This window comes from Cupriavidus sp. GW823-FHT07B10, assembly GCF_058794355.1.
The window spans coordinates 1-20,125 of record NZ_JBXAGS010000036.1; the positions used below are offsets into that span (position 1 = coordinate 1).

Annotated in this window: 17 protein-coding genes; 1 reads left to right on the plus strand and 16 read right to left on the minus strand. The window is 64.3% G+C overall.

Annotated elements, in window-relative coordinates; all coding sequences use genetic code 11:
* Positions 1 to 910: 910 nt before the first annotated feature.
* From AC1Q6V_RS34390 to AC1Q6V_RS34415, 6 genes are read right to left on the minus strand one after another with little or no spacing between them, the layout of a single operon-like run.
* Positions 911 to 2,566 carry an acyl-CoA synthetase gene (locus tag AC1Q6V_RS34390; protein ID WP_284495059.1) on the minus strand — a complete coding sequence of 552 codons (1,656 nt, stop codon included), beginning with the start codon at positions 2,564 to 2,566 and terminating at the stop codon, positions 911 to 913.
* 28 nt (positions 2,567 to 2,594) lie between these two features.
* Complete coding sequence (locus AC1Q6V_RS34395; RefSeq protein WP_284495058.1) at positions 2,595 to 3,737, minus strand: acyl-CoA dehydrogenase family protein; 1,143 nt, start codon at positions 3,735 to 3,737, stop codon at positions 2,595 to 2,597.
* A gap of 11 nt (positions 3,738 to 3,748) precedes the next feature.
* Complete coding sequence (gene gbd / locus AC1Q6V_RS34400) at positions 3,749 to 4,879, minus strand: 4-hydroxybutyrate dehydrogenase (protein ID WP_284495057.1); 1,131 nt, start codon at positions 4,877 to 4,879, stop codon at positions 3,749 to 3,751.
* A gap of 26 nt (positions 4,880 to 4,905) precedes the next feature.
* Complete coding sequence (locus AC1Q6V_RS34405) at positions 4,906 to 6,474, minus strand: acyl CoA:acetate/3-ketoacid CoA transferase (RefSeq protein ID WP_284495056.1); 1,569 nt, start codon at positions 6,472 to 6,474, stop codon at positions 4,906 to 4,908.
* Positions 6,475 to 6,512: 38 nt separating this feature from the next.
* Entirely contained in the window at positions 6,513 to 6,953 is a 441-nt protein-coding gene (locus AC1Q6V_RS34410; protein WP_022538176.1) for a MaoC family dehydratase, read from the minus strand.
* Positions 6,954 to 6,980: 27 nt separating this feature from the next.
* Positions 6,981 to 8,102 carry a glycoside hydrolase family 88 protein gene (locus AC1Q6V_RS34415; protein WP_022538177.1) on the minus strand — a complete coding sequence of 374 codons (1,122 nt, stop codon included), beginning with the start codon at positions 8,100 to 8,102 and terminating at the stop codon, positions 6,981 to 6,983.
* A 162-nt stretch (positions 8,103 to 8,264) separates the two neighbouring features.
* Between AC1Q6V_RS34415 and AC1Q6V_RS34420 the strand changes: the two genes are divergently transcribed.
* On the plus strand, positions 8,265 to 9,143 hold the full coding sequence (locus AC1Q6V_RS34420) for a LysR family transcriptional regulator (RefSeq protein ID WP_022538178.1): 879 nt from the start codon (positions 8,265 to 8,267) through the stop codon (positions 9,141 to 9,143).
* A 55-nt stretch (positions 9,144 to 9,198) separates the two neighbouring features.
* Here AC1Q6V_RS34420 and AC1Q6V_RS34425 read toward each other — a convergent pair whose 3' ends face one another.
* The 10 genes from AC1Q6V_RS34425 to AC1Q6V_RS34470 form a co-directional block, all read right to left on the minus strand.
* A complete protein-coding gene (locus tag AC1Q6V_RS34425) occupies positions 9,199 to 9,402 on the minus strand; it encodes a hypothetical protein (RefSeq protein WP_284495055.1) in 204 nt (67 codons plus the stop codon).
* Positions 9,403 to 9,582: 180 nt separating this feature from the next.
* Entirely contained in the window at positions 9,583 to 10,803 is a 1,221-nt protein-coding gene (locus AC1Q6V_RS34430; protein ID WP_284495054.1) for an ABC transporter substrate-binding protein, read from the minus strand.
* A 56-nt stretch (positions 10,804 to 10,859) separates the two neighbouring features.
* The gene (locus AC1Q6V_RS34435; RefSeq protein WP_116322989.1) at positions 10,860 to 11,888 is read right to left on the minus strand and encodes a branched-chain amino acid ABC transporter permease; all 1,029 of its coding nucleotides are present in this window, start codon (positions 11,886 to 11,888) and stop codon (positions 10,860 to 10,862) included.
* Positions 11,889 to 11,902: 14 nt separating this feature from the next.
* Complete coding sequence (locus AC1Q6V_RS34440) at positions 11,903 to 12,790, minus strand: branched-chain amino acid ABC transporter permease (protein ID WP_022538181.1); 888 nt, start codon at positions 12,788 to 12,790, stop codon at positions 11,903 to 11,905.
* Positions 12,791 to 12,811: 21 nt separating this feature from the next.
* A complete protein-coding gene (locus AC1Q6V_RS34445; RefSeq protein ID WP_029043246.1) occupies positions 12,812 to 13,516 on the minus strand; it encodes an ABC transporter ATP-binding protein in 705 nt (234 codons plus the stop codon).
* Between the two features lie 2 nt (positions 13,517 to 13,518).
* Positions 13,519 to 14,298, minus strand: a complete 780-nt coding sequence (locus AC1Q6V_RS34450; RefSeq protein WP_022538182.1) for an ABC transporter ATP-binding protein — start codon at positions 14,296 to 14,298, stop codon at positions 13,519 to 13,521.
* 565 nt (positions 14,299 to 14,863) lie between these two features.
* Positions 14,864 to 15,538 carry a gamma-mobile-trio protein GmtX gene (gene gmtX / locus AC1Q6V_RS34455; RefSeq protein WP_284495053.1) on the minus strand — a complete coding sequence of 225 codons (675 nt, stop codon included), beginning with the start codon at positions 15,536 to 15,538 and terminating at the stop codon, positions 14,864 to 14,866.
* A complete protein-coding gene (gmtZ, locus tag AC1Q6V_RS34460) occupies positions 15,535 to 18,162 on the minus strand; it encodes a gamma-mobile-trio integrase GmtZ (RefSeq protein WP_284495052.1) in 2,628 nt (875 codons plus the stop codon). Before gmtZ ends, gmtX begins: the two co-directional genes overlap by 4 nt.
* A gap of 9 nt (positions 18,163 to 18,171) precedes the next feature.
* Positions 18,172 to 19,572 carry a gamma-mobile-trio recombinase GmtY gene (gene gmtY, locus AC1Q6V_RS34465; RefSeq protein ID WP_284495051.1) on the minus strand — a complete coding sequence of 467 codons (1,401 nt, stop codon included), beginning with the start codon at positions 19,570 to 19,572 and terminating at the stop codon, positions 18,172 to 18,174.
* A gap of 8 nt (positions 19,573 to 19,580) precedes the next feature.
* A complete protein-coding gene (locus tag AC1Q6V_RS34470) occupies positions 19,581 to 19,799 on the minus strand; it encodes a hypothetical protein (protein WP_492344777.1) in 219 nt (72 codons plus the stop codon).
* Between the last annotated feature and the right edge of the window lie 326 nt (positions 19,800 to 20,125).

Sequence of the window (20,125 nt, forward strand, 5' to 3'; positions counted from 1 at the left end):
GTGCATTTCGCCGCCAACTACCCGCAGCATGACTTGTACCTTAACCATGCATAGTTAAGCGGATGATTTGCCGGCCGCCTTGCCAGCAAAGGGGCTTATGTGCACTGGCGATGTATGTATCGATACATCGTAATACATACAAATTCAGCAGGCCGGTGCTCCACCGGCGTCTTCATTTCAGCGCGCTCTATTCACTGAAACGAGTGAGGGAGGACGGCAACCGACCCTTCTGCGCCATTCGAATCTTCCTCAACACGATGACGGCTATCCGAGTCCAACGGTCATCCGCCCTAATGCTGCTTCGGTAGACGGTCGCCATTTCAGTCGTTCGGCAATCAGCGCGCCAACGGCAGAAAAGGATCGGAGCAACTTCACAGGTTGCCATGACTACGGCCGCCTACCACCGCGGATTCAGCCGACCACTATCCGAAATTACCCTGTACTCATACTTGTCCGGCGCCATCGCCCGGCCACTGCCTCCATTTCCGCCCTGCGCCCCTCCGTAAGGCCGCCCAATACATGACCCGAAGTTCCGAAGACAACTCCGCCTCTTCGATCCTGCATCCAGGTGGGAAGCCGCTCAAGTCAATGCCAAGTTCCACCGCCGCAGCTAGACAGATCACCATGCGCCTCGGGCACGCTGAACGCATCTCCGCGCGATAGAGGAAGAGCAGCGCGGCCTCGTAGCCGATACCGTGACGCCTGGACAGGTGCCGTGCCTGCCGTGCTGTAGCACCGCGCCAGTCATGCATCTCGCGCAAGATGTCGCCAAGGCGGTCGATCAACCGGTCTTCGCTCCCAATGCGATGCCGGACACGAGTCTTCTGCTCTGCCACGACCGGGCGCTCTCGGATATCCCGAATGTGGAGAGCAGGCTCGGCCGGCCACCGAAACACATTCACGGGGGAACTCACGCCTGTACGTGGCCGGGCCAGGGGGCGCCGGAGCTTGCTCGTTGCCTGAGGAGGAACTTCTGGATCTTGCCGGTCGACGTCCTGGGAAGGTGGCCGATGACCACCTTCTTCGGCGCCTTGAAGTGCGCCAAGTGGGCGCGGCAATGTTCGATCAGTTCGCGCTCGCCGATCCTAGCGCCATCGACGACTTCGACAAAGGCGCATGGCGTCTCCCCCCAACGCTCGTCCGGCTGGGCGACGACGGCTGCCACGCGCACCGCAGGGTGCCGGTAGAGCACCTCTTCAACCTCCAGTGAGTTGATATTCTCTCCGCCCGAAATGATGACGTCCTTGGAACGGTCCCGGATCTGTACATAGCCATCCGGGCAGACGACTGCGAGGTCACCCGAGTGGAACCAGCCGCCGGCAAAAGCTTCCGCCGTGGCCTCGGAGTTCTTCAGGTAGCCCTTCATCGTCATGTTGCCGCGGAACATGACTTCGCCGATGGTCTTCCCGTCCCACGGCACCGGCACAAGGGTTTCGGGATGCAGCACGGCCATGCCTTCCTGTGCGGTGTAGCGGACGCCTTGCCGTCCTTTTCGTTCCGCCAGCGCACCGATGCCGAGTTCCTCCCATTCGGGCTGCTCCACGCAAACCGCCGCGGGGCCGTAGACCTCGGTCAGCCCGTAGATCTGGGTGATCCTGATCCCCATGCGCATCAGGCCTTCGATCACCGGGATCGGCGGGGGGGCGCCGCCGATGAGTCCGTGGACCGGATGGTCGATGCCCGCCTTCCACGCTTCGGGTGCGTGGGCAAGCATCGCATGCACGATCGGCGCCCCGCAGTAATGCGTGACCTGGTGCTCGCGAATCGCATCGAGCACGGCGGCAGCATCCACCCGCCGCAGGCAGACGCTGGTACCGGCGTTGGCCGCCAGCGTCCAGGCGAAGCACCAGCCATTGCAGTGGAACAGCGGTAGCGTCCACAGGAAGACGGCGTGCCGGGGCATGCCCCAGTCGAGCATGTTCGACAGCGCAGCCAGATAGGCGCCGCGATGGTGGTAGATCACGCCCTTTGGGTTGCCCGTGGTGCCGGAGGTGTAGTTGAGGGCGATGGCCTGCCATTCGTCGGCGGGCTCGCCGCCCTCCCAATGCGGATCGCCCCCGGCCAGGAAGCCCTCGTATTCGATCTCCGCCAGCCTGCGGCCCCCTTCGACGGCAGGATCGACGATATCGATCATCAGCGGCTTGTAGTCGAGCAGCGCCAGTGCGGCTTCAACTACGTCCGCGTACTCCGTGTCGGTGACCAGCACCTTCGCATCCGCGTGCCTGAGCATGAAGGCGATGGCGGCCGCGTCCAGGCGCACGTTAAGCGTGTTCAGCATGGCGCCGCTCATGGGCACGCCGAAATGCATCTCCAGCATCTCCGGCGTGTTGGCGGCCATCACGGCCACCGTGTCGCCAGTCCTGACGCCGGCGGCCACCAGGGCCGACGCGAGGCGGCGGCTGCGCTCCAGCATTGCCCGCCAGCTCGTGCGGCGCTCGCCGTAGACGATGGCTGTACGCTCAGGGTAGACCTCGGCCGTCCTGCGCAGGAAGGAGATCGGCGTCAGGGGCACGAAGTTGACCGGGCAGCGCTCCAGCCCATCCGCGCTGTGTTCGACATGTTCCATGGATTGCCTCACTGGCTGCAGCCGTGCGTCAGCGCATTACGTCGCGGGAGATGATCATCCGCTGGATCTCGGAGGTCCCCTCAACGATCTCGAGCACCTTGGCATCCCCGAACGCGCGGGATACCGCGTACTCCGTCATGATCCCGTTGCCGCCGTGGATCTGCACGGCCTGGTGGGCCGCCTCCATGGCCTTCTCGGTTGCGAAGAGCTTTGCCATCGAGGCCTGCCGATCGTAGGGCCGGCCCTCGTCCTTGGCCACCGCGGCATCGTAGAGCATCAGGCGGGCAGCGTGCGCGTGGGTCGCCATGTCGGCCAGCTTGAACTGCAGCGACTGGAACTGGTCGAGCGTCTTGCCAAACGCTGTGCGCTCGCTCATGTAGCGGACGGAGCGTTCCAGCGAGCCCTGCAGGATGCCCAGGCCCAGCGTTCCGATCAGGATGCGGCCGGTGCTCACCTGTGACAGGGTCTGTCTAAGGCCGGCCCCGAGCTCGCCGAGCAGGTGCTCGGCAGGAATGGTGCAGTCCTCGAAGAACAGTTCGAATGTGGTCGATCCGCGCCAGCCGATCTTGTGCAGCTTCTTGCCATGGCTGAAGCCGGGCGTACCGTTCGGCACGATGAAGTTCGATATCTCCTTGCGCCCGTCGGGCCGGATTCCCGTCACCGCCGCGATGACGATCGGGCCGGTGATATCGGAACCCGAGTTGCTGATGAAAGTCTTGGCGCCATTGATAACCCAGCAGCCATCCTTCAGCACTGCGCGGGTCTGGATATTGGCGGCATCGGAGCCGGCGTTCGGCTCTGTCAGGCCAATGCAGCCGACCTGCGTGCCCGCCAGGATCGGCCGCAGGAAGCGCGCCTTCTGGTCATCGGTGCCGTAGTTGTTGAGCAGGCTGGCCGCCGTCGAATTGGCCATGATTGCTACCGCCACGGCGCAATCGACGCGGGCGATCTCTTCCAGCGCAATGGCGAAGCCAAGCCAGTCGCCGCCGCTGCCTCCCCAGGCCTCGGGGTACGGCAGCCCGATATAGCCCAGTTCGCCGGCCCGGCGCCAGATCTCGTAGGGAAAACTCTCCTCCTCCCACAACCGGAGGGCGACCGGTGCGATCTCTTCCTCGGCGAAGCGGCGCACCGCCTGCCGGATAATCTCGTGGTGTTCTGCGATGTATGACATCGTCTTTCTCCTCAATACGATTCCTGCAGCATCGCCAAGTAGTCGTCGACCGTGGCAGTGCGGGGATTGGTGGCGTGGCAGTGGTCCTTCGTGGCGGCGACCGCGATGTCCTCCAACACGTCGCGCGGCACGCCCATGGCGCTGAGACCAGCCGGCAAGCCGAGACGGGCGTTGAGTTCGCTGATGGCCTGAGCCGGGTCCCCGCCGGCGGGCAGGCCCATGGCCTGTACCAGTGCGGCCTGCTTGGCTTGGATCGCCGGCTTGTTGAAGCGCAGCACGGCCGGCAGCAGCACGGCATTCAGCGTGCCGTGGTGCAACGAGACGCCGGGCACCGCGCCCAGCGGGTGCGACAGGGCATGCACCGCACCCAGCCCCTTCTGGAAGGCCAACGCGCCTTCCATGGCGGCCATCATCATGTTCCAGCGCGCGTCACGGTCGCAGCCGTCCGCGGTGGCCTTGCCAATATTGGCTATGCCGCGGCGCAGACCGTCCAGGGCGATCGCTTCGGCGGGCGGGTTGATGGCCGGCGACAGAAAGGTCTCGATGCAGTGGGCGATGGCGTCCATGCCGGTCGCGGCGGTCAGGGCCGGCGGCAGGCCCAGCGTCAGTTCCGGGTCGCAGATGGCGAGCTTCGGCAGCAGGAACGGACTAAGGAGGCCGAGCTTGCGGCCGGACTCCATGACGATGACCGCGCCCCGGCCCACTTCGCTGCCGGTACCCGCAGTTGTCGGGATGGCCACCAGCGGGGCGACCCGGCTGGTGATCCGGCTCGCGCCGCCCTCCACCGCCGCGTAGGTCTGCAGCGGTGCCGGGTGGGTCGCCAGCAGCGCAGTGGCCTTGCCCAGGTCGATGGGCGACCCGCCGCCCACGGCCACGATGCCGTCGCAGCCATTGCCGAGGTAACGGCCGGTCGCGGCGGACACGGCGGCTTCCGTCGGGTTGGGTGGGGTGTCCTCGAAGACGGTGGGAGAGCAATCCGGGCCCAGGGCGTCGAGTACCTTGTCGGCGATCCCGGCGGCGCGGATGCCGCGGTCGGTGACGATCAGCGGTCGCTGGATGCCCAGGCGCTGCAGCTCGGCCCCCAACATCCGGATGGCGCCGAAGTCGATGTGGACGGTAGTCAGGTAGTTGATGACAGCCATGTTTTCCTCGTAGATATGTCGATGCGTCAGGCGCGGAACAGCGTCGGGTCCATGCGCGGAAGCGGCTCCGCCACGCGCACCGGAGGGAAGGCCATCAGGTCCAGCACCTGCGACCTAACGTCGATGCCGGGCGCAACCTCCTCCAGCACCAGTCCGTCTGGCACCACCGAGAAGACTGCGCGCTCGGTGATGACCTTGGCCTCCTGGCCGCGCTCGGCCAGGTTGCGCCCGAGCGGATAGGTGATCTCGTCCACGCGCTCGACGAACTTGCGCACGCTCCCCTCACGCCCGACCGAGAGGAAGCCGTCGGTAGCGTCGGCGGCGAGGCCACCCGTGGTGAAGGTGCCGGTGAACAGCAGCTTGCGCGCGTTGTAGGCGATGTCGATGAAGCCGCCCGGCCCCGGATTGGCCGCGCCGAAGCGGCTGACGTTGATGTTCCCGGCCCGGTCGAATTGGGCAAAGGCCAGCGCCGCCATCGGGCAGTTGCCGCCGTCGATGAAGTCGAACTGCGAAGGGCCGTCGATCAAGGCCTCCGGATATTTGTTGGCGGAAAATTGCCAGCCGCTCATCACGACGCCGCCGAACGGGCCGTGCTCGGTGGTAAAGCTGTAGCGATGCAGGGCGCCGTCGGCGAACAGGCCGTCTTCCATCATCACCGTGGGCACGTCGGACGAAGCACCGAAGCCGAAGATGCTGACCTCGCCGGGTCGGATTTCCCGGGCCGCCCGCCGGGCGATCACCTTGTCGGCGCCGGGCGGCAGGCGGTCCGAGGCGCGGCCGTCGAAAAGCTGGCCGCCGAGATAGGCATCGTCGTACCGGATGTCGGTGGTCATCATGGCGTCGGGTTCCACCACGACGCGATCCACCAGCACTCCGGGAATCCGCACCGCGTGCGCAGGCCGGGCGTGGCGCGGCACCAGCTTGCGCACCTGGGCGATCACGGTGCCGCCTGACGCCTTCACCGCCAGCGCCATGGCCAGCGCGCACGACGTGATCGGCTCGTCCTCGAAGCTCAGGTTGCCGTCCTCGTCGGCACTGGTGGCACGCAGGAACCCCACGTCGAGCGGCCAGCTCGGATAGAAAAGGTATTCCTTTCCGTCCAGCTCCTGCATCCGCACCAGGTCGTCGGTGGCGCGCGCCGTGTACTTGCCGCCCTGCTGGCGCGGGTCGATGTAGGAGCCGAGGCCGATGCGGGTCAGGTAGCCTGGGCTGCGCCGGGCGACTTCGCGCAGCCAGTGCATGGTGGCGCCGATCGGCCAGCAGTAGGCCTCCACCCGATTCTCGCGGATCAGGCGCATGAACTCGGGGCGCTTGCCGGTAGCCGGATTCACCGCATTGGTAAAGTTGCCCGACACGATCCGCTTCATCAGCCCTTCGACGGCCACGTGATCCATGCCGCGGATGCCCATGCCGTCGCCGACACTGACCGGGAAGAAGAAGGTCAGGTCACGAGGCGACCCAGTCTCGTGGAAGCGTTGCGCCAGCGCCTGGAACAACGCGTCCGGCGTCAGCCAGCCGATCACGCCGACGCTGCCCACGCTCTGACCGGGCCGGATATCCGAAACGGCCTGCGCCGCAGTACAGATCTTGCTCATGCGATCTCTCACCTTTCTCACCCGCTCGCAGCCCGGGCTCAGGCCTGGAAATGGATGATGTGGGTGCCGACGCAGACCGTCTCGCCCCGCTGGTTGAGTAGCGTCGCCTCGGCCCACAGACGCTTCTTCTCGTCGTCGGCGCGGGCGATACGGTAGTTCACGGTGAGGGTGTCGCCGATGCGCACGGGCTTGGTGAAGCGGACGTTGTCGTAGCCGTAGGAGACCGCCGGGCGCTGGATCATGTCGAGATACTTGGTCACGGCGCCGGCGATGAAACCGACCATCATGGCGCCCTGCGCGATGCGGCCGCCGAAGCCCATGCGCTTGCAGTACTCGTCGTCCATGTGGTTGGGGTGGTTGTCACCGCTGATGCCGGCGAAGGCATAGATGTCGTACTCGCCGAGGGTGCGCGTGTAGCTGGTGTGCGTGCCAATAAGGGTGGATACGTTGCCTTCGTGCGGGATCTTGATGTCGGACATTTGGGTTCTCCGGAAGTGGGTTGGGGTTCAGACCTGGGTGGCGTCGATCCTGCTCGCGAGGATGAGCAGGGATTCGAGGAGAAAGTAGTCGCCCCAAACCAGTTCGTTGTCTATGGCGACGTTATTGCGCTTGTTGAAGCAGCCGCCGGTAAGGATGCCAGGCTGCCGTACATCGCCTGGGCCGACCGGGGTCAGGAAGCGGGTCACGAGTTGCTCGATGCTGTCGACGGCGGCCTGGCGGTAGACCGCCGCGCGCTCCGGGGCAAGCGCGGCCAGTTTGAGCAGGCTGGCGGCGGCGATGGCGGTGGCCGAGGTGTCGCGGTTAGTGTGCGGGATGGCGGGATCGTCGAAATCCCAGAAGGCCACGTGGTCGGCGGGCACGTGCGCGACCCACCAATCCGCCACGCGTATCGCGTCGGATTTGAACGCCTGCTCGCCGCACGACAGCGCCTGCGCGAGCCCGAGCATGCCCCACGCCTGGGCGCGGGCCCAGGTGCTGCTGTCATGTATGCCCTTGTGCGTGTAGCGCTTCACGAGCGACCCATCGGCGGCGTTGAATGTGGCGGACTGGCAAACCGAGCCATCCTCCCGCACGCACAGGGCAATGTGCTGGCGCAGGTGCTGGCGGCCGATCTCTCCCGTGCCGAGGGCGGCGTGGTGCCGCAACAGCAGCGCCACTGTGCCCGGAATCGCATCGATGTTGGCCTCGCTCGTCCCCACGCTGGAGGCCTCCTCGGCCTCGGTTCCGAGCGGGATAAGGCGGGCTGCTTCGCTGTACATTTCCGCGAGGCCACGCGTGCCGTCGAGGGCGAGCCCCGCGGCCTGGGGATCGGCCAGCAGCGAGCCGCCGAGTTGCGCGCCGTACCAGAAGAGGAATCCTTTAAACACCGACTTCGACACCACCCGCGGCGCCAGCCGTGCGGACCACATGCGGGCGCTGTCGCGGTACTTCTGCTCGCCAGTGCGCAAGGCAGCCAGCCACAGCATCCCGACCCAGAAGCCGCCAGTCCAGTCGCCGGCGGGGGAGCGTGTCCAGGTGCCGTCGGCCGGATTGCCATAGTGCGGAAAGCCCGCCTCGTCCTGCGCGATCGTTGCATCGATGCGTTGCAGAATGCGATCTAGCGCATCTTCAATCAGTCTGGAATCCATATGTTTGTCTCCATGCGTACATTGGCTTGTCCGGGCTCGGTGCCAGCCTTGCGGACCGACAGGGGTGGAGCGCGGAGCGGGGTATGCATGGAATCGTAGGGATTGCGCAAACTAGTGTCCAATATATAATTGATAGCTCTTTTATACCCTCTGGATATAACGATGGACCTTCGCCACCTCCGGTACTTCATCGCCGTCGCCGAGGAACTCAACTTCACGCGGGCGGCAGAGCGCCTGCACATCGCCCAGCCGCCGCTGAGCCTGCAGATCCGCCAACTCGAGGAGGAGATGGATGTGACACTGCTGAACCGCTCGCGTCGGCACGTGGAGCTGACCGAGGCGGGGCGGATTTTCCTGGAGCAGGCGCGGCAGATCCTGCGCGCTACCGAGAGTGCGGTCATCCAGACGCAGCGCGCGCATCGCGGTGAGACTGGCCGGCTGACGATCGGCTTCTTCGAGCACACGTCCTATACGCTACTGCCGCCCATCCTGCGCGCCTATCGGGAGCGTTTTCCCTCCGTGGAAATCCTGCTGCGCTGGTTTCCGGTCGTAGAGCAGGCAGAAGCGCTGCGGCGGGGTGACGCGGATATCTCCTTCATGCGGCCCGTGCCCGACCTTGAGGACGTGACGTGGGAAACCATCCTCGAAGAGCCGTTCGTGCTGGCAGTGCCGGCAAGGCACCCATTCGCGAACGCGGAGTCGATCTCGCTGAAGGATTGCGCGCAGGAGCCCTTCATCATGTACATGCCCGAGGCGGCGCCGGACTTCCACGCCATGAACATGCGCATGTGCGCGTCGGCGGGTTTCGTGCCGAAGGTCGTGTCTGAAGTGGGGCAGGTCTACACGCTGGTCGGGTTGGTCAGCTCCGGTGCGGGCATTGGCTTCGTACCGGCATCGGTCCGGCAGATGAAGTTCGATCACGTCGTCTACAAGCCGATCAAAGGCCGGCAACCAACAGTCGAGATCATGCTCGGCTATAGCCAGCGTACCCCAACGCCGCTGATGACGGCTTTCATCGAGACGGCGAAAAGCGTGCTGTGAAGGTTCCCCGGGCCTCGCTGTAACGTTGGCGAGGGCCGGAGAATGGCGCGGACGTTCAGTCGCGCCCGGCAATAGGCAGCAGCCGTACGTGGCGGTCGAGCGCCAGCGAGTTGCCGTCGGCCAGAGCGGCCCAGCAACAGGCGTGAGAGCAAGCTCTGATAACAGGGCGGTCTCGTCCATGGCGCTCGGTGAGGGTGCCGCCCAGCCCTTCGATGCCGAGATCAATGGCCTCCAGGAAGATGGCGCTCGCCTCGGGCATCGCTCGCGATACCTCGCAAATCCGCTAGCTAACAGCGAGGCGGCAGGCCAGGTCGGTGTCGTCGGGCGGCGCCGACCCAACGCGGGTTCGATGTCCGCGGCAAGCCGCCGGAGGAAAGGCGTTGAACGCGCGGGTGGTGCCGCTGCCCCTCCTGCCCGATCAGCATGCGTCAGGTGATCTTCATGACGTCTTCTTCCCAACCAGCGGGCAGCCACCTTCGTCCATCGGCCGGAACGCCTCGTTGGCGGGAATGGAGGCGATGAGCTTGTAGAAGTCGCCCGCATACTTCGATTCCGACGGCTTCTTCACCTCGAACAGATAGAGCGGGTGGATCTTCCGGCCGTCTTCGCGAATGCTGCCCTTGCCGAACAGCTTGTCGTCGGTGGGCATCGCCTTCATCTTCGCTACCACGGCGCCGCCGTCGCCATCCGCCTTCATCGCCGTCACTGCCTTCAGGTAGTGGATCACAGCCGAGTACGTGCCCGCCTGCGCCATGGTCGGGAACTTACCGTTGTTGGCAGCGGCGAATTCCTTGCCAAACTTACGGTTCTCGTCGGTCATATCCCAATACCAGGTCTCGCTCAGCAACAGGCCCTGCGCAGCCTTGAGACCGAGCGCCTGGACGTCGCTGCTGAAGACGAGCAGGCCTGCCAGCTTCTGACCGCCGGCGGTCACGCCGAACTCGGCGGCCTGCTTGACCGCGCCGATGGTGTCGCCCCCGGCGTTGGCCAGGCCCACCACCTGCGCCTTTGAGGCTTGAGCCTGCAGCAGGTAGGAGGAGAAATCGTTGCCCGGGAAAGGATGCCGGACCTTGCCGAGGACCCTGCCACCGTTCTTGACGACAACGGCCTCGGTGTCGCGTTCGAGCGAGTGACCGAAGGCGTAGTCGGCAGTCACGAAGAACCAACTCTTGCCACCCGCCTTGACAACCGCCTTACCCGTCCCATTCGCCAGTGCCCACGTGTCGTAGGCCCAGTGGATCGCATTGGGCGTGCAGGCCTTGCCGGTGAGGTCAGAGGTGCCGCCGCCGGTAACAATCATCACCTTGTTCTTCTCCTTGACCACCTGGTTGACCGCCAGGATGACTGAAGAGGTCGGCACGTCGACAATAGCGTCCACTTTGTCCACGTCGAACCAGCGGCGGGCGATGCTCGCCCCGACGTCCGGCTTATTCTGGTGATCGGCGGCCACGATCTCCACCTTCAGACCATGCTTTTCAGGTGCAAAGTCCTGGACCGCCTTCTTCGCGGCCCAGACCGAACCGGGACCGGCCAGTCCAGCATAAACGCCGGTCTGATCGTTGAGCACACCGATCCGGACCACGCCGTCCGTAATCTCGGCCTGCGCCGTCGAGGCCGCCAGCAGCGCGGCGAGCGCAAGTAGCTTGATGCGATTGTTCATCCTGTGTCTCCTCTACTGTGGGGATATAAATGGGGTGTTCCGTTCAGCGGTCGATTTCATGCCTTTCCTTCCACGCGCCGGGCATGCACGCCTGCTCCAGCGGGCGCTTCCTCATAACTTGGTGCCGGCACGGCAGCGTGGCGCGGTGCGGGCCGGCCGCGGCGGTTGCCCACGATGCTCTGGCACAACGCATTCAATTCGCCGACGATGCCGCGGCGGAACGTCAGCACGCACACGACGAAGATGCTCCCCATGATCACGGTGATCATGGAACCGACCTTGTCCGCCAAGGCGTTCTGGATGGCAACCACGATGCCCGCGCCCACCACCGGGCCGAAGGCAGTGCCAAGGCCGCCCAACAGCGTCATCAGCACGACTTCGCCGGAGGTGTGCCAGTGCGCGTCGGTCAGCGTGGCAAACTGAAAGACCAGGGTCTTGGTGGCCCCGGCAAGGCCAGCCAGGCCCGCCGAGAGGACGAAGGCCAGCAGCTTGTAGCGCGCGACGTCGTAGCCCAGCGAGGTGGTGCGCGCCTCGTTCTCACGGATCGCCTTCAGGATCTGGCCGAAAGGCGAATGGATGATGCGGTGGATCAGCCAGAAGGTGAACAGGAAGATCGCCAGCACGAAGTAGTACATGCGCAGGTCCGACGCTAGGTCGAACAGGCCGAACAGCCTGCCTCGCGGAATGGCCTGCATGCCATCCTCGCCGCCGGTGAACGGCGTCTGCAGGAACAAGAAGTAGAACATCTGTGCCAAGGCAAGCGTGATCATCGCGAAGTAGATGCCTTGCCGGCGAATAGCGAGCGCCCCGACGACAAAGCCCGCGGCAGCCGAGACGGCTGTGCCGAGCAGCAGGCCGAGTTCCGGGGTGAGCCCCCAGGTCTTCATGCCATAGCCCGATATATAGGCCGCCGTGCCGAGGAATGCCGCATGGCCGAACGAGAGCAGGCCGGTATAGCCGAGCAGCAGGTTGAAGGCGCAGGCGAACAAGGCGAAGCACAGCACCTTCATCAGCATCACCGGATAGAGCACGGCCGGGGCCGCCAGCGCGCCCAGCAGCAGGACACCGTAGCCAAGATTTCTCATTTTCATACGCGACCTCACTTTTCCTTGCCAAACAGGCCTGCCGGCCGAACCATCAGCACGATGACCATGATCACGAAAACCACCGTGGCCGACGCCTCTGGATAAAACACCTTGGTCAGTCCTTCCACCACGCCCAGTCCCAGTCCGGCGACGATCGCGCCAAAGATGGAACCCATGCCGCCGATCACCACCACCGCGAACACGACGATGATCAGGTTCGACCCCATCAGCGGACTTAGTTGCCCCGTCGGTGCTGCCAGCACGCCGGCCAGCCCGGCCAGGCCCACGCCGAAGGCATAGGTCATCATCACCATCACCGGCACGTTGATGCCGAAAGCTTGGGTAATGCTTGGGTTCTCGGTGGCGGCGCGCAGGTAGGCGCCGAGGCGGGTCTTCTCGATCGTGAACCAGGTCAGCAGGCACACTGTGAGCGAGGCGCCGATGACCCACGCGCGGTATTTCGGCAGGATCATGAAGCCGAGGTTGAAGGCGCCCGCCACCTCGTCGGGAATCGAATACGGCTGCCCCGAGACGCCGAATTGGAAGCGGAACAGGCCTTCGATAATGAGCGCCAGCCCGAAGGTGAGCAGCAGCCCGTACAGGTGGTCGAGCTTGTACAGCCACCGCAGCAGGCCGCGCTCGATGGCGATACCCGCCAGCCCTACCAGCACCGGCGCCGCCAGCAGAGACCACCAGTAGCTGATGCCGAGATACTCCAGGCCCGCCCAGGCGACAAATGCGCCCACCATGAACATCGCGCCGTGGGCAAAATTTATGATGTTGAGCATGCCGAAGATCACGGCAAGCCCGAGGCTGAGAATCGCGTAAAACGAGCCGTTTACCAGCCCGAGCACGAGTTGCCCCAACAGCCCCTGTAGCGGGACTCCCAGAATCGTTGTCATGTTGTCTCCTCCGCAGCGGTCTCAGACACCCAGGAGTTCCTGGAGCAGGTGCTGCTTCTCGTGAATCTCGTGCTGATGGATCTCCGCGGCGATTTGGCCGTGCTCCACCACGTACATGCGGTCGGCCAGCGGCGCGGCGAACCGGAAGTTCTGCTCCACCAGCACGATCGTGTAGCCCTTCGCCTTGAGGTCGCGGATGACTTGGGCGAGCTTCTGCACAATCACCGGCGCCAGTCCCTCGGAGATTTCGTCCAGCAGCAGCAACCGCGCTCCAGTGCGCAGGATGCGCGCCATCGCCAGCATCTGTTGCTCGCCGCCCGATAGCCGCGTGCCCTGGCTATGCCGCCGCTCGTGGAGGTTGGGGAACATCGCGTAGATCTCGTCGAGGCTCATCCCGCCGCCACCCACCTGCGGCGGGAGCAGGAGGTTCTCCTCGCACGAGAGACTGGAATAAATCGCCCGCTCCTCCGGGCAGAAGCCGACGCCGAGACGCGCGATGCGATGGGCCGGCATGCCGATTGCCTCGCGGCCGTCGATCATGACCGAGCCGGCGCGACGCCCCGTTAGGCCCATGATGGCGCGCAGGGTAGTGGTACGGCCTGCCCCGTTGCGGCCGAGCAGGGTCACGCACTCTCCCTCGTTCACCAGCAAGTCGATGCCGTGGAGGATGTGCGATTCGCCGTAGAAGGCATGGAGGTCGGTGACCCGCAGGTATTCCGTCGCCATGATCAATGCCCTCCCGGCGCAGCGAGCGCGGCATCAGCGCTGCCCATATAGGCCTCGATGACCTGCGGGTTGGCGGAGACTTCCGCGTATGTGCCCTCGGCCAGCACGCTGCCGCGCGCCAGCACCGTGATGGCGTCGCAGATGCCGGACACCACTTTCATGTTGTGCTCCACCATCAGGATGCTGCGATTGGCCGAGACCTTCTTGATGAGCTGCATGACGCGGTCAACGTCTTCGTGGCCCATGCCCTGCGTAGGCTCGTCGAGCAGCATCAGCTCGGGATCGAGGGCCAGCGTGGTGGCGATTTCCAGCGCGCGCTTGCGACCGTAGGGCATCTCGGCTGTCGTCATGTCGGCGAAGTCCTCCAGTCCGACGTCGGCGAGCAATGCCATGGCCCTGTCATCGAGCGATGCGAGGACTTTCGGCGAGCGCCAAAACTGGAAGGAAATCCCGAGCCTGCGCTGCAGCGGGATACGTACGTTCTCGAGCACGGTCAGGTGCGGAAACACCGCCGAGATCTGGAAGGAGCGCACCACACCCCTGCGTGCGATCTGCGCCGGCTTTTCGCCGGTGATCTCGTAACCGTTGAACCGTATGGTGCCGCGCGTGGGATCGAGGAACTTAGTAAGGAGGTTGAAGCAGGTGGTCTTGCCTGCACCGTTCGGACCAATCAGCGCGTGGATGTGCCCACGCCTGATCTTGAGACTGACGTCGTTTACGGCGACGAATCCCTTGAATTCCTTCCGCAGTCCGACGGTTTCAAGAATGAGATTGCTTGCCATGATAATTTCCGCGCCCGTTGTTGGGGGTCTGCTGGAGAATATGGCCGTAACTAGATCACGTCCAATATATTATTGGTACGTCATTGACACTTTTTGTGTATATATGTCGGAGGCGGCGCAGTTCGCGCTCCTCGCGGATTGTCGCGGACGTCAGGACACCAAGGCGTGTCGAAGCGCCACAGAGGCGACAGAAGCGATTGCGAACAAGGGTCTGTTGCTTGAGCGAAGCGGACGCACAAACGTCCACGCGTCGGTGAAGGCGAATGACCCTTTATGGCCGAACTGAGACCGTCGATCGGACATCGTCTGTACGACCAAGTCCAACTTTCTACATCTTATGTCTCGGGCAATGACTCCCACTCCTCCCCATCATCAAGGATAGGATGGGTATCGCTCACCACAGTCAGTGGCTTGCCACGATGGGCCAGCGCAAATCGCGATATCGCGCCGGCTTGCCCTTCGGGCATAGCTTGGCAGTCCAGACCTAATGCCCCTACCCACACATAGCGCCCGGATTCAAGGCAGGCAAGGTAATAAGCCACACTCATGTTGTCCTTTCCCCCTTTCAATGTTGCTTCGCCTGCGCAAGCACTTTTCGAATCGCCCGCGCGAACCCCACCTCGAACACCGTCCGGCCGCGCTCATTGACGATTTCGCCGTGGCTGCCTTCCTTCAGACCGCGCTCTTCGAGGTAGTCAGCCGACACAGCTTTCTGCAAGGCTTCACGCTCAGACTGTGTGAGCTGTTCGGCCAGGGCGAGCACAGTCACCGGCTGTGTCCCTGAGGCAGCAGAGACCGTCGCACCCAAGGGACGCCGGTCCACGGTGACCAGCGTGTTGGCTTTCAGTACATTGAGCTGCGCCTTGAGCTTGTCGCGCTCGGTGATGATGGCCTGCATGATGGAACGGATGGCCGGGTCCTCAATGCGCATCAGGTATTCGTGGCTCGCTAGCGTCTTCGGCGGCGTGGGCGCAGGCGGCCCGGCGTAGGCCGACCAGGCTTCGATGAGTGCCCGGTAGTCGGCGGACTGGGCGTTGTAGAGCACGCGGCCCTTCATGAAGCCTTCGGCTTCGGCCAGCCGACCAATGGCGGACAGCGAGAAGTCGCGCGAGCCGGTCTCATGCTGCCGGCGGCAAATCTCGTGCAGCTTTCCAAGGCCCGCGCGCCGGTTCGAGCGCCCGCCCTTGGCGAGCAGCGACTCCAGGACCGCGTCGGGATGGATGTCCGTTTTGCCATTCATGCTTCATCTTCCGTGAGGGCCCGGTACCCGGCGGGAACCGGCCGGGCGTGATTCGGCGTGGGCAGCAACGAGGCGAGGTCCGTGTCGAAGTGATGGCTGAGGCTCAAGCCAGCATCCATCAGGCGAATCACTTGGCGCTGGCCAAGGGCGGGATTCGCCGGGTTCATCTGCTGGGCCAGGCGGCGCAGGAAGGCGTTGCCGGCGAGCAGTTGCTCCTGTTCGCTCAGCAGCATGAACACGGGCGGCAGGTCGTCGCGGTAAAGCACTGCGTCGAGCAACTGGCTGCGGCGGAACACCGCCTTGCCCGGTTCGAGGTCGGGGTAGACCTCGACGTTTTCGCACACGCCGGCGAGTTGGAGTAGCTCCGACTCCGTTTCCTCAAAGCCGACCTGCACGTCGCCCACCGTGCCGGCGGCCATCAATTGCGTGCCGTTACCCTGCGGCGCATCGAGCGCCGCCTTGCAGCGTTCGATGAGACGCCAGCAGGCGACGAGGTCTTCGGCCAGGTCGCTGAAGCGCTTCAGGGCGCTTTCCCACAACCGCTCGGCCTGCCGGTAGGCGTCCAGTCGGGTGAACGGCTGTCCCACGTCTTCCGCGTCCGCCTTCTGCTTCTTCAGCCCCTGAAGTTCATTTTCTCGAGTGAGACATGCGTTGCGCGCCTCGTCTAAGTGGTAGGCGAGCGTGTTGAAGTGCGCGGCCAGCGCCGGCAGGTGGTGCGGCTCGGTCACGAACCAGCGACACCGCACGCAGTTGCGGCTGCCGCCCGGGACAGCCCCGTACTTGGGATTCACTGTCGGATAACCCTTGGCAATCATCGGGCCGCCGTTGTAGCAGCCTCCCACCGCGCCGTTGCCCTCGACCTCGCTGGTATTGCCGCCGACCAGGCACAGGCCGTGGTGCATCGGCATCCAGCCCGCCGGGTTGCGCGCGGCCGGATGCTCCGGGATGGCGGCAGCGAGGCTGGGCACACTGTTGCAGATGGCCTGTTGCAAGAGTTGGTCGTGTTCGGTATCGAGCAGGAAGTTCTGGATGCTGGCCTCCTTATTCGCCTCCAGCCGCTCAGACGCGCCGAGCAGCACGTCGCGGATGTGCGACGCGCCGGGCTTGGTGTAATACAGGGTCATCAGCAGGCGGCTGTGGCCGACGAGCTTCTGCAGGATGGGGAACGGTACCTGGCCTTCAAGCGCTAGCGCGGTGATGAGCGAGACGCGCAGGCTGTGCAGGGGGAACAGGGTTGTCACGAACGCCTTTGAAGCACTCTTGGGTCGCACTTCCGGTGCCGGAAGGAAGCGAATCGGCATGCCGTTGTGATGCGTCTCGTTTCGGTCGGCCAGCCGCAACTCCAATGTTTCAAGCAGGCGGTACCATGGGAGGTCCAAGTTTTCTACGGCCAGCGGCAGATGACGCAAGCCGTCTCGTGCCTCCGGCATGCGGAAGAGGAAGCAGGCGTCGGGATAGCCCGCCAGTTGCACGTCGCTCTTCGCCCGCATGTGGCGGCCGTCCAGTTCCGTCCACGCCGTGCGCCGCGCGACGGGGTTGTACTTTTCCTGCCAGTCGCGCAGCTTCTCCAACCAGTGGAAGGCGTCCTGATGCACCGGCCCGCCGAGGGACCACGGCAACACGTAGCCCTTGTCGGTGGCCGACTTGGCGATGTCGGCGGTCTTGTTGGTGTTGATGTAGAGCACAGGCGGGGCCGCGCCATCGGCGGTCGGGTCGCTACGACGGAACGCCCCCTGTTGTTGCGGCCGGCGTTCGCTGCCCTGCGCGAGCCGGTTCAGGTTCAGTGTCCAGTGCCCGGCTGCGTAGCGCCAGGTATCGGCTTCGCCCGAGTCGAGCATGCGCACCTGAGCCGTGCGCAGCGGCAGGATGAGCTTCACGAGCAGAGCCACCCAGCGGACCGGGCTCCACATCTCCAGCACCTGCCCGCCGCGATAGTTCCTGCGGAGCTTACGGACTCGCCACACGCAGTCCGGGTCGTTCCGGTCTATCTGCTCCTCGGTCACCTCGAACCAGTCGGGGCCGACGCGCACGCTTTGGGCGTCTTCGGTCCCCAGCGCGCTCTGGGCCCAGTGCCAGTCGCGGAAGTGAGGGCCTGGCGCCAGCATCTGGCGCAGTTCGTCGATGTAACCGTAGGGCAGTGGTGAATGCACGCTCTCGTCGCGCTGAGGCAAACCGCGAGCGGACATCCGGGGCACGGGGTTGTGAAACGCCGGCGAGACCACTTGCTGGCCAACGTCGTCAGCCTCGCTGCACTCGCGCAATAGCACGAAGTGCAGGAAGGCGTGGATTATGTTGTTGATCTTGAAACCTTCCCTAAGGTTCGAGCAGGAAGTCCGGTAGAAGTCAGGCAGGATTGTGGTGCGCGCCAGGAACACCACCGGATCGAGCGGCAGCGCCTGCCGGGCGAGGTAGCGCTCAAAAAAGGTCGTCAAAGCGTCGAGCCGATGTTGGATCCCTACCGTCTCCCCCTTGATCCACTCCACCGCCAGAGCACGCCAGGCAGCGAGCTGCGGGTGGTCCCGCTCGACCCAGCCGAGGGTGGTGTCCGTTGCACGCGTCACACCCTTCTTCTTTTGGGGGGAACTCGCAGAAGCAGGCGCAGTCGTCGTCTTCTTTTCGGCCATGAGGATTCCTCAGTGGTTGAGATCAATGCCTGGCAGCAGCAGTCTTGTCGCCGGTCGTGGCCCGCCGTACTTGTCCCGCAGTCGCTGCGCGGCCGCTTGGAGTTCTGTCAGGGCCTCGCGGGTATTCGCCTGTGTATAGACCTCCTGGCTCTCGAGGGAGGTGTGGTGCATGAAGCGGCGAATGAATGGTTTGTCGACGCCGGCTTTGCGCAGGCGGCGGCCGTAGGCGTGACGGTGGCCGTGCGGCGTCGTGCCCAACGCCTTGCCCACTGTGAGCCCGATGCGCTCGCAGGCAGCGGCATGGGCTTTGTTGTACTGGGTGAGCGTGTAGATGCCGCCGATGGGCTCGCGGTTTAGATTGATGAAGGCGAAGGGGTGGCCACGCTCGACGCGTGCGACCTGTGCGAGGTAGCGGTGCCAGAGGTGCAGGAACCATTCGCCATACTCAGGCAAAAACCAGTACGCCTGCTTGTAGAACGCCGCGTCGTGCGTGCCGCCTTTCCAGCCGGCGTGCCGGCGGTCCATCAGGTCGGTGCGGGGCACGAGGCCGAACTGGTGGGCGAGGTATTCAGCTCGCCTGCCTTGACGTGGTCGCCCCCGCGCGTCGCGCCAATCGGCCGGGGCGGCACCATAGCTCGGGTGGTGGATGAGGACCTGGGCCTGGCGCGGGTTAGCGGGGGCCGGGAACACATCAGGGACGTAGAGGTGGAACGGCTCTGACTCGCGGAAGCCCGCGCCGTGCAGCAGCAAGGTGACAAGCATGCCGCGATAGTCGTAGCGTCCAGCCGCACAGAATCCCTTGACCAGCAGTTCCTCGAATCGCTCATCCGGGAAGGCAGGCGGTTCACCCTGCTCAACCTTGGGCAGGCGTCGCATTCGCACAAGATGCCCGGGCTCGGCGGGGGATGCGTTCTCCGCCCAGGTGTGCCCGAGGAACGCCTTGTTGCGTCGGTACTGGTAGGCTGTCTCGTCAGTCTGTCGGTCGAAGGCACCACCGGCGTAGCGGGGATTCACCTTGGCCGCCTCAGGTCGCATCTTGCCGAGCCAATCGAAGAAGTCGGAGAGGTGGGTGATGATGTGTGAGGCATCCTGCGACGAGCGTGGCGGCCAGCACAAGCCGCTGGGGTCGAGCCTGGTCTCCCGGTCGAAGGTCCCGGTGTAGAGCCGCTGGGCGAAGTTCTGGAACAGGCGGTAGGTGTCGCGCTCGACCGGGTTCGTTTGCAGGTATTCGAGGAACATCCGCACCGAGCGATTTACCTTCGTCATCCACGCCAAGCTCCGATCGTGGCTGTGATGGAGGCAGTAGTCGAGCAACGGCTCCAGCACGCCGGCTGACGTCAGGAGAACGGGGAGCTCCGTATAGGCGCCAGTGGCGTCGGTGTAGACGCGGGCCTTGACGGTCACGAACATGCTGGGCCCTAAACACCCAGGCTGCGCAGCAGCGCAGTGGCGTCCTTGAAGTCGAGGTTGTGCAGGTGCATGGCCAAATCCACCGCACCACCTCCGCCACGACCAAGCCGGGTGTCGTAGAACTTGGGACCTCGAACGAGCAACTCGAAGTCGCGTCCATTTACGCTGACGTGGTAGCGCCGGGTATCGTCGGCACTGACTGGCTTGTAGGTGCTATCGGCTTTCATATAGCACCCCAGCTTCTCCAACACCCCAAGTGCATCTAGGGCCCGCCAGCGTTCCAGAGTCAAGTTATCCACAGCCCGACGCCTCATCTGTCCCTCCCCCGGACCCCCACCGGCTACTCGGCTTTCAAAGAAAGCCGGCTACTCGAAACAATCGCGTGCTTGCGATGTACAACGCTTGTGCGTACTACATAGCATTGACAATTAGGGAATAGCTTTGCAAAACGGACAATAAAAAAACACCCCTCTTTCAGGGGTGTTGGGGGGAGGGAGCCACCTATCTAGCCCTAACTATGTATGAATAGCTGGGGGGAATAACAGCATGGGGT

Coding starts and splice junctions, on each gene's coding strand:
- AC1Q6V_RS34390 (WP_284495059.1), bottom strand. CDS start 2,566: ATGGAACATGTCGAACACAGCGCGGATGGGCTGGAGCGCTGCCCGGTC.
- AC1Q6V_RS34395 (WP_284495058.1), bottom strand. CDS start 3,737: ATGTCATACATCGCAGAACACCACGAGATTATCCGGCAGGCGGTGCGC.
- gbd (WP_284495057.1), bottom strand. CDS start 4,879: ATGGCTGTCATCAACTACCTGACTACCGTCCACATCGACTTCGGCGCC.
- AC1Q6V_RS34405 (WP_284495056.1), bottom strand. CDS start 6,474: ATGAGCAAGATCTGTACTGCGGCGCAGGCCGTTTCGGATATCCGGCCC.
- AC1Q6V_RS34410 (WP_022538176.1), bottom strand. CDS start 6,953: ATGTCCGACATCAAGATCCCGCACGAAGGCAACGTATCCACCCTTATT.
- AC1Q6V_RS34415 (WP_022538177.1), bottom strand. CDS start 8,102: ATGGATTCCAGACTGATTGAAGATGCGCTAGATCGCATTCTGCAACGC.
- AC1Q6V_RS34420 (WP_022538178.1), top strand. CDS start 8,265: ATGGACCTTCGCCACCTCCGGTACTTCATCGCCGTCGCCGAGGAACTC.
- AC1Q6V_RS34425 (WP_284495055.1), bottom strand. CDS start 9,402: ATGCCCGAGGCGAGCGCCATCTTCCTGGAGGCCATTGATCTCGGCATC.
- AC1Q6V_RS34430 (WP_284495054.1), bottom strand. CDS start 10,803: ATGAACAATCGCATCAAGCTACTTGCGCTCGCCGCGCTGCTGGCGGCC.
- AC1Q6V_RS34435 (WP_116322989.1), bottom strand. CDS start 11,888: ATGAGAAATCTTGGCTACGGTGTCCTGCTGCTGGGCGCGCTGGCGGCC.
- AC1Q6V_RS34440 (WP_022538181.1), bottom strand. CDS start 12,790: ATGACAACGATTCTGGGAGTCCCGCTACAGGGGCTGTTGGGGCAACTC.
- AC1Q6V_RS34445 (WP_029043246.1), bottom strand. CDS start 13,516: ATGGCGACGGAATACCTGCGGGTCACCGACCTCCATGCCTTCTACGGC.
- AC1Q6V_RS34450 (WP_022538182.1), bottom strand. CDS start 14,298: ATGGCAAGCAATCTCATTCTTGAAACCGTCGGACTGCGGAAGGAATTC.
- gmtX (WP_284495053.1), bottom strand. CDS start 15,538: ATGAATGGCAAAACGGACATCCATCCCGACGCGGTCCTGGAGTCGCTG.
- gmtZ (WP_284495052.1), bottom strand. CDS start 18,162: ATGGCCGAAAAGAAGACGACGACTGCGCCTGCTTCTGCGAGTTCCCCC.
- gmtY (WP_284495051.1), bottom strand. CDS start 19,572: ATGTTCGTGACCGTCAAGGCCCGCGTCTACACCGACGCCACTGGCGCC.
- AC1Q6V_RS34470 (WP_492344777.1), bottom strand. CDS start 19,799: ATGAAAGCCGATAGCACCTACAAGCCAGTCAGTGCCGACGATACCCGG.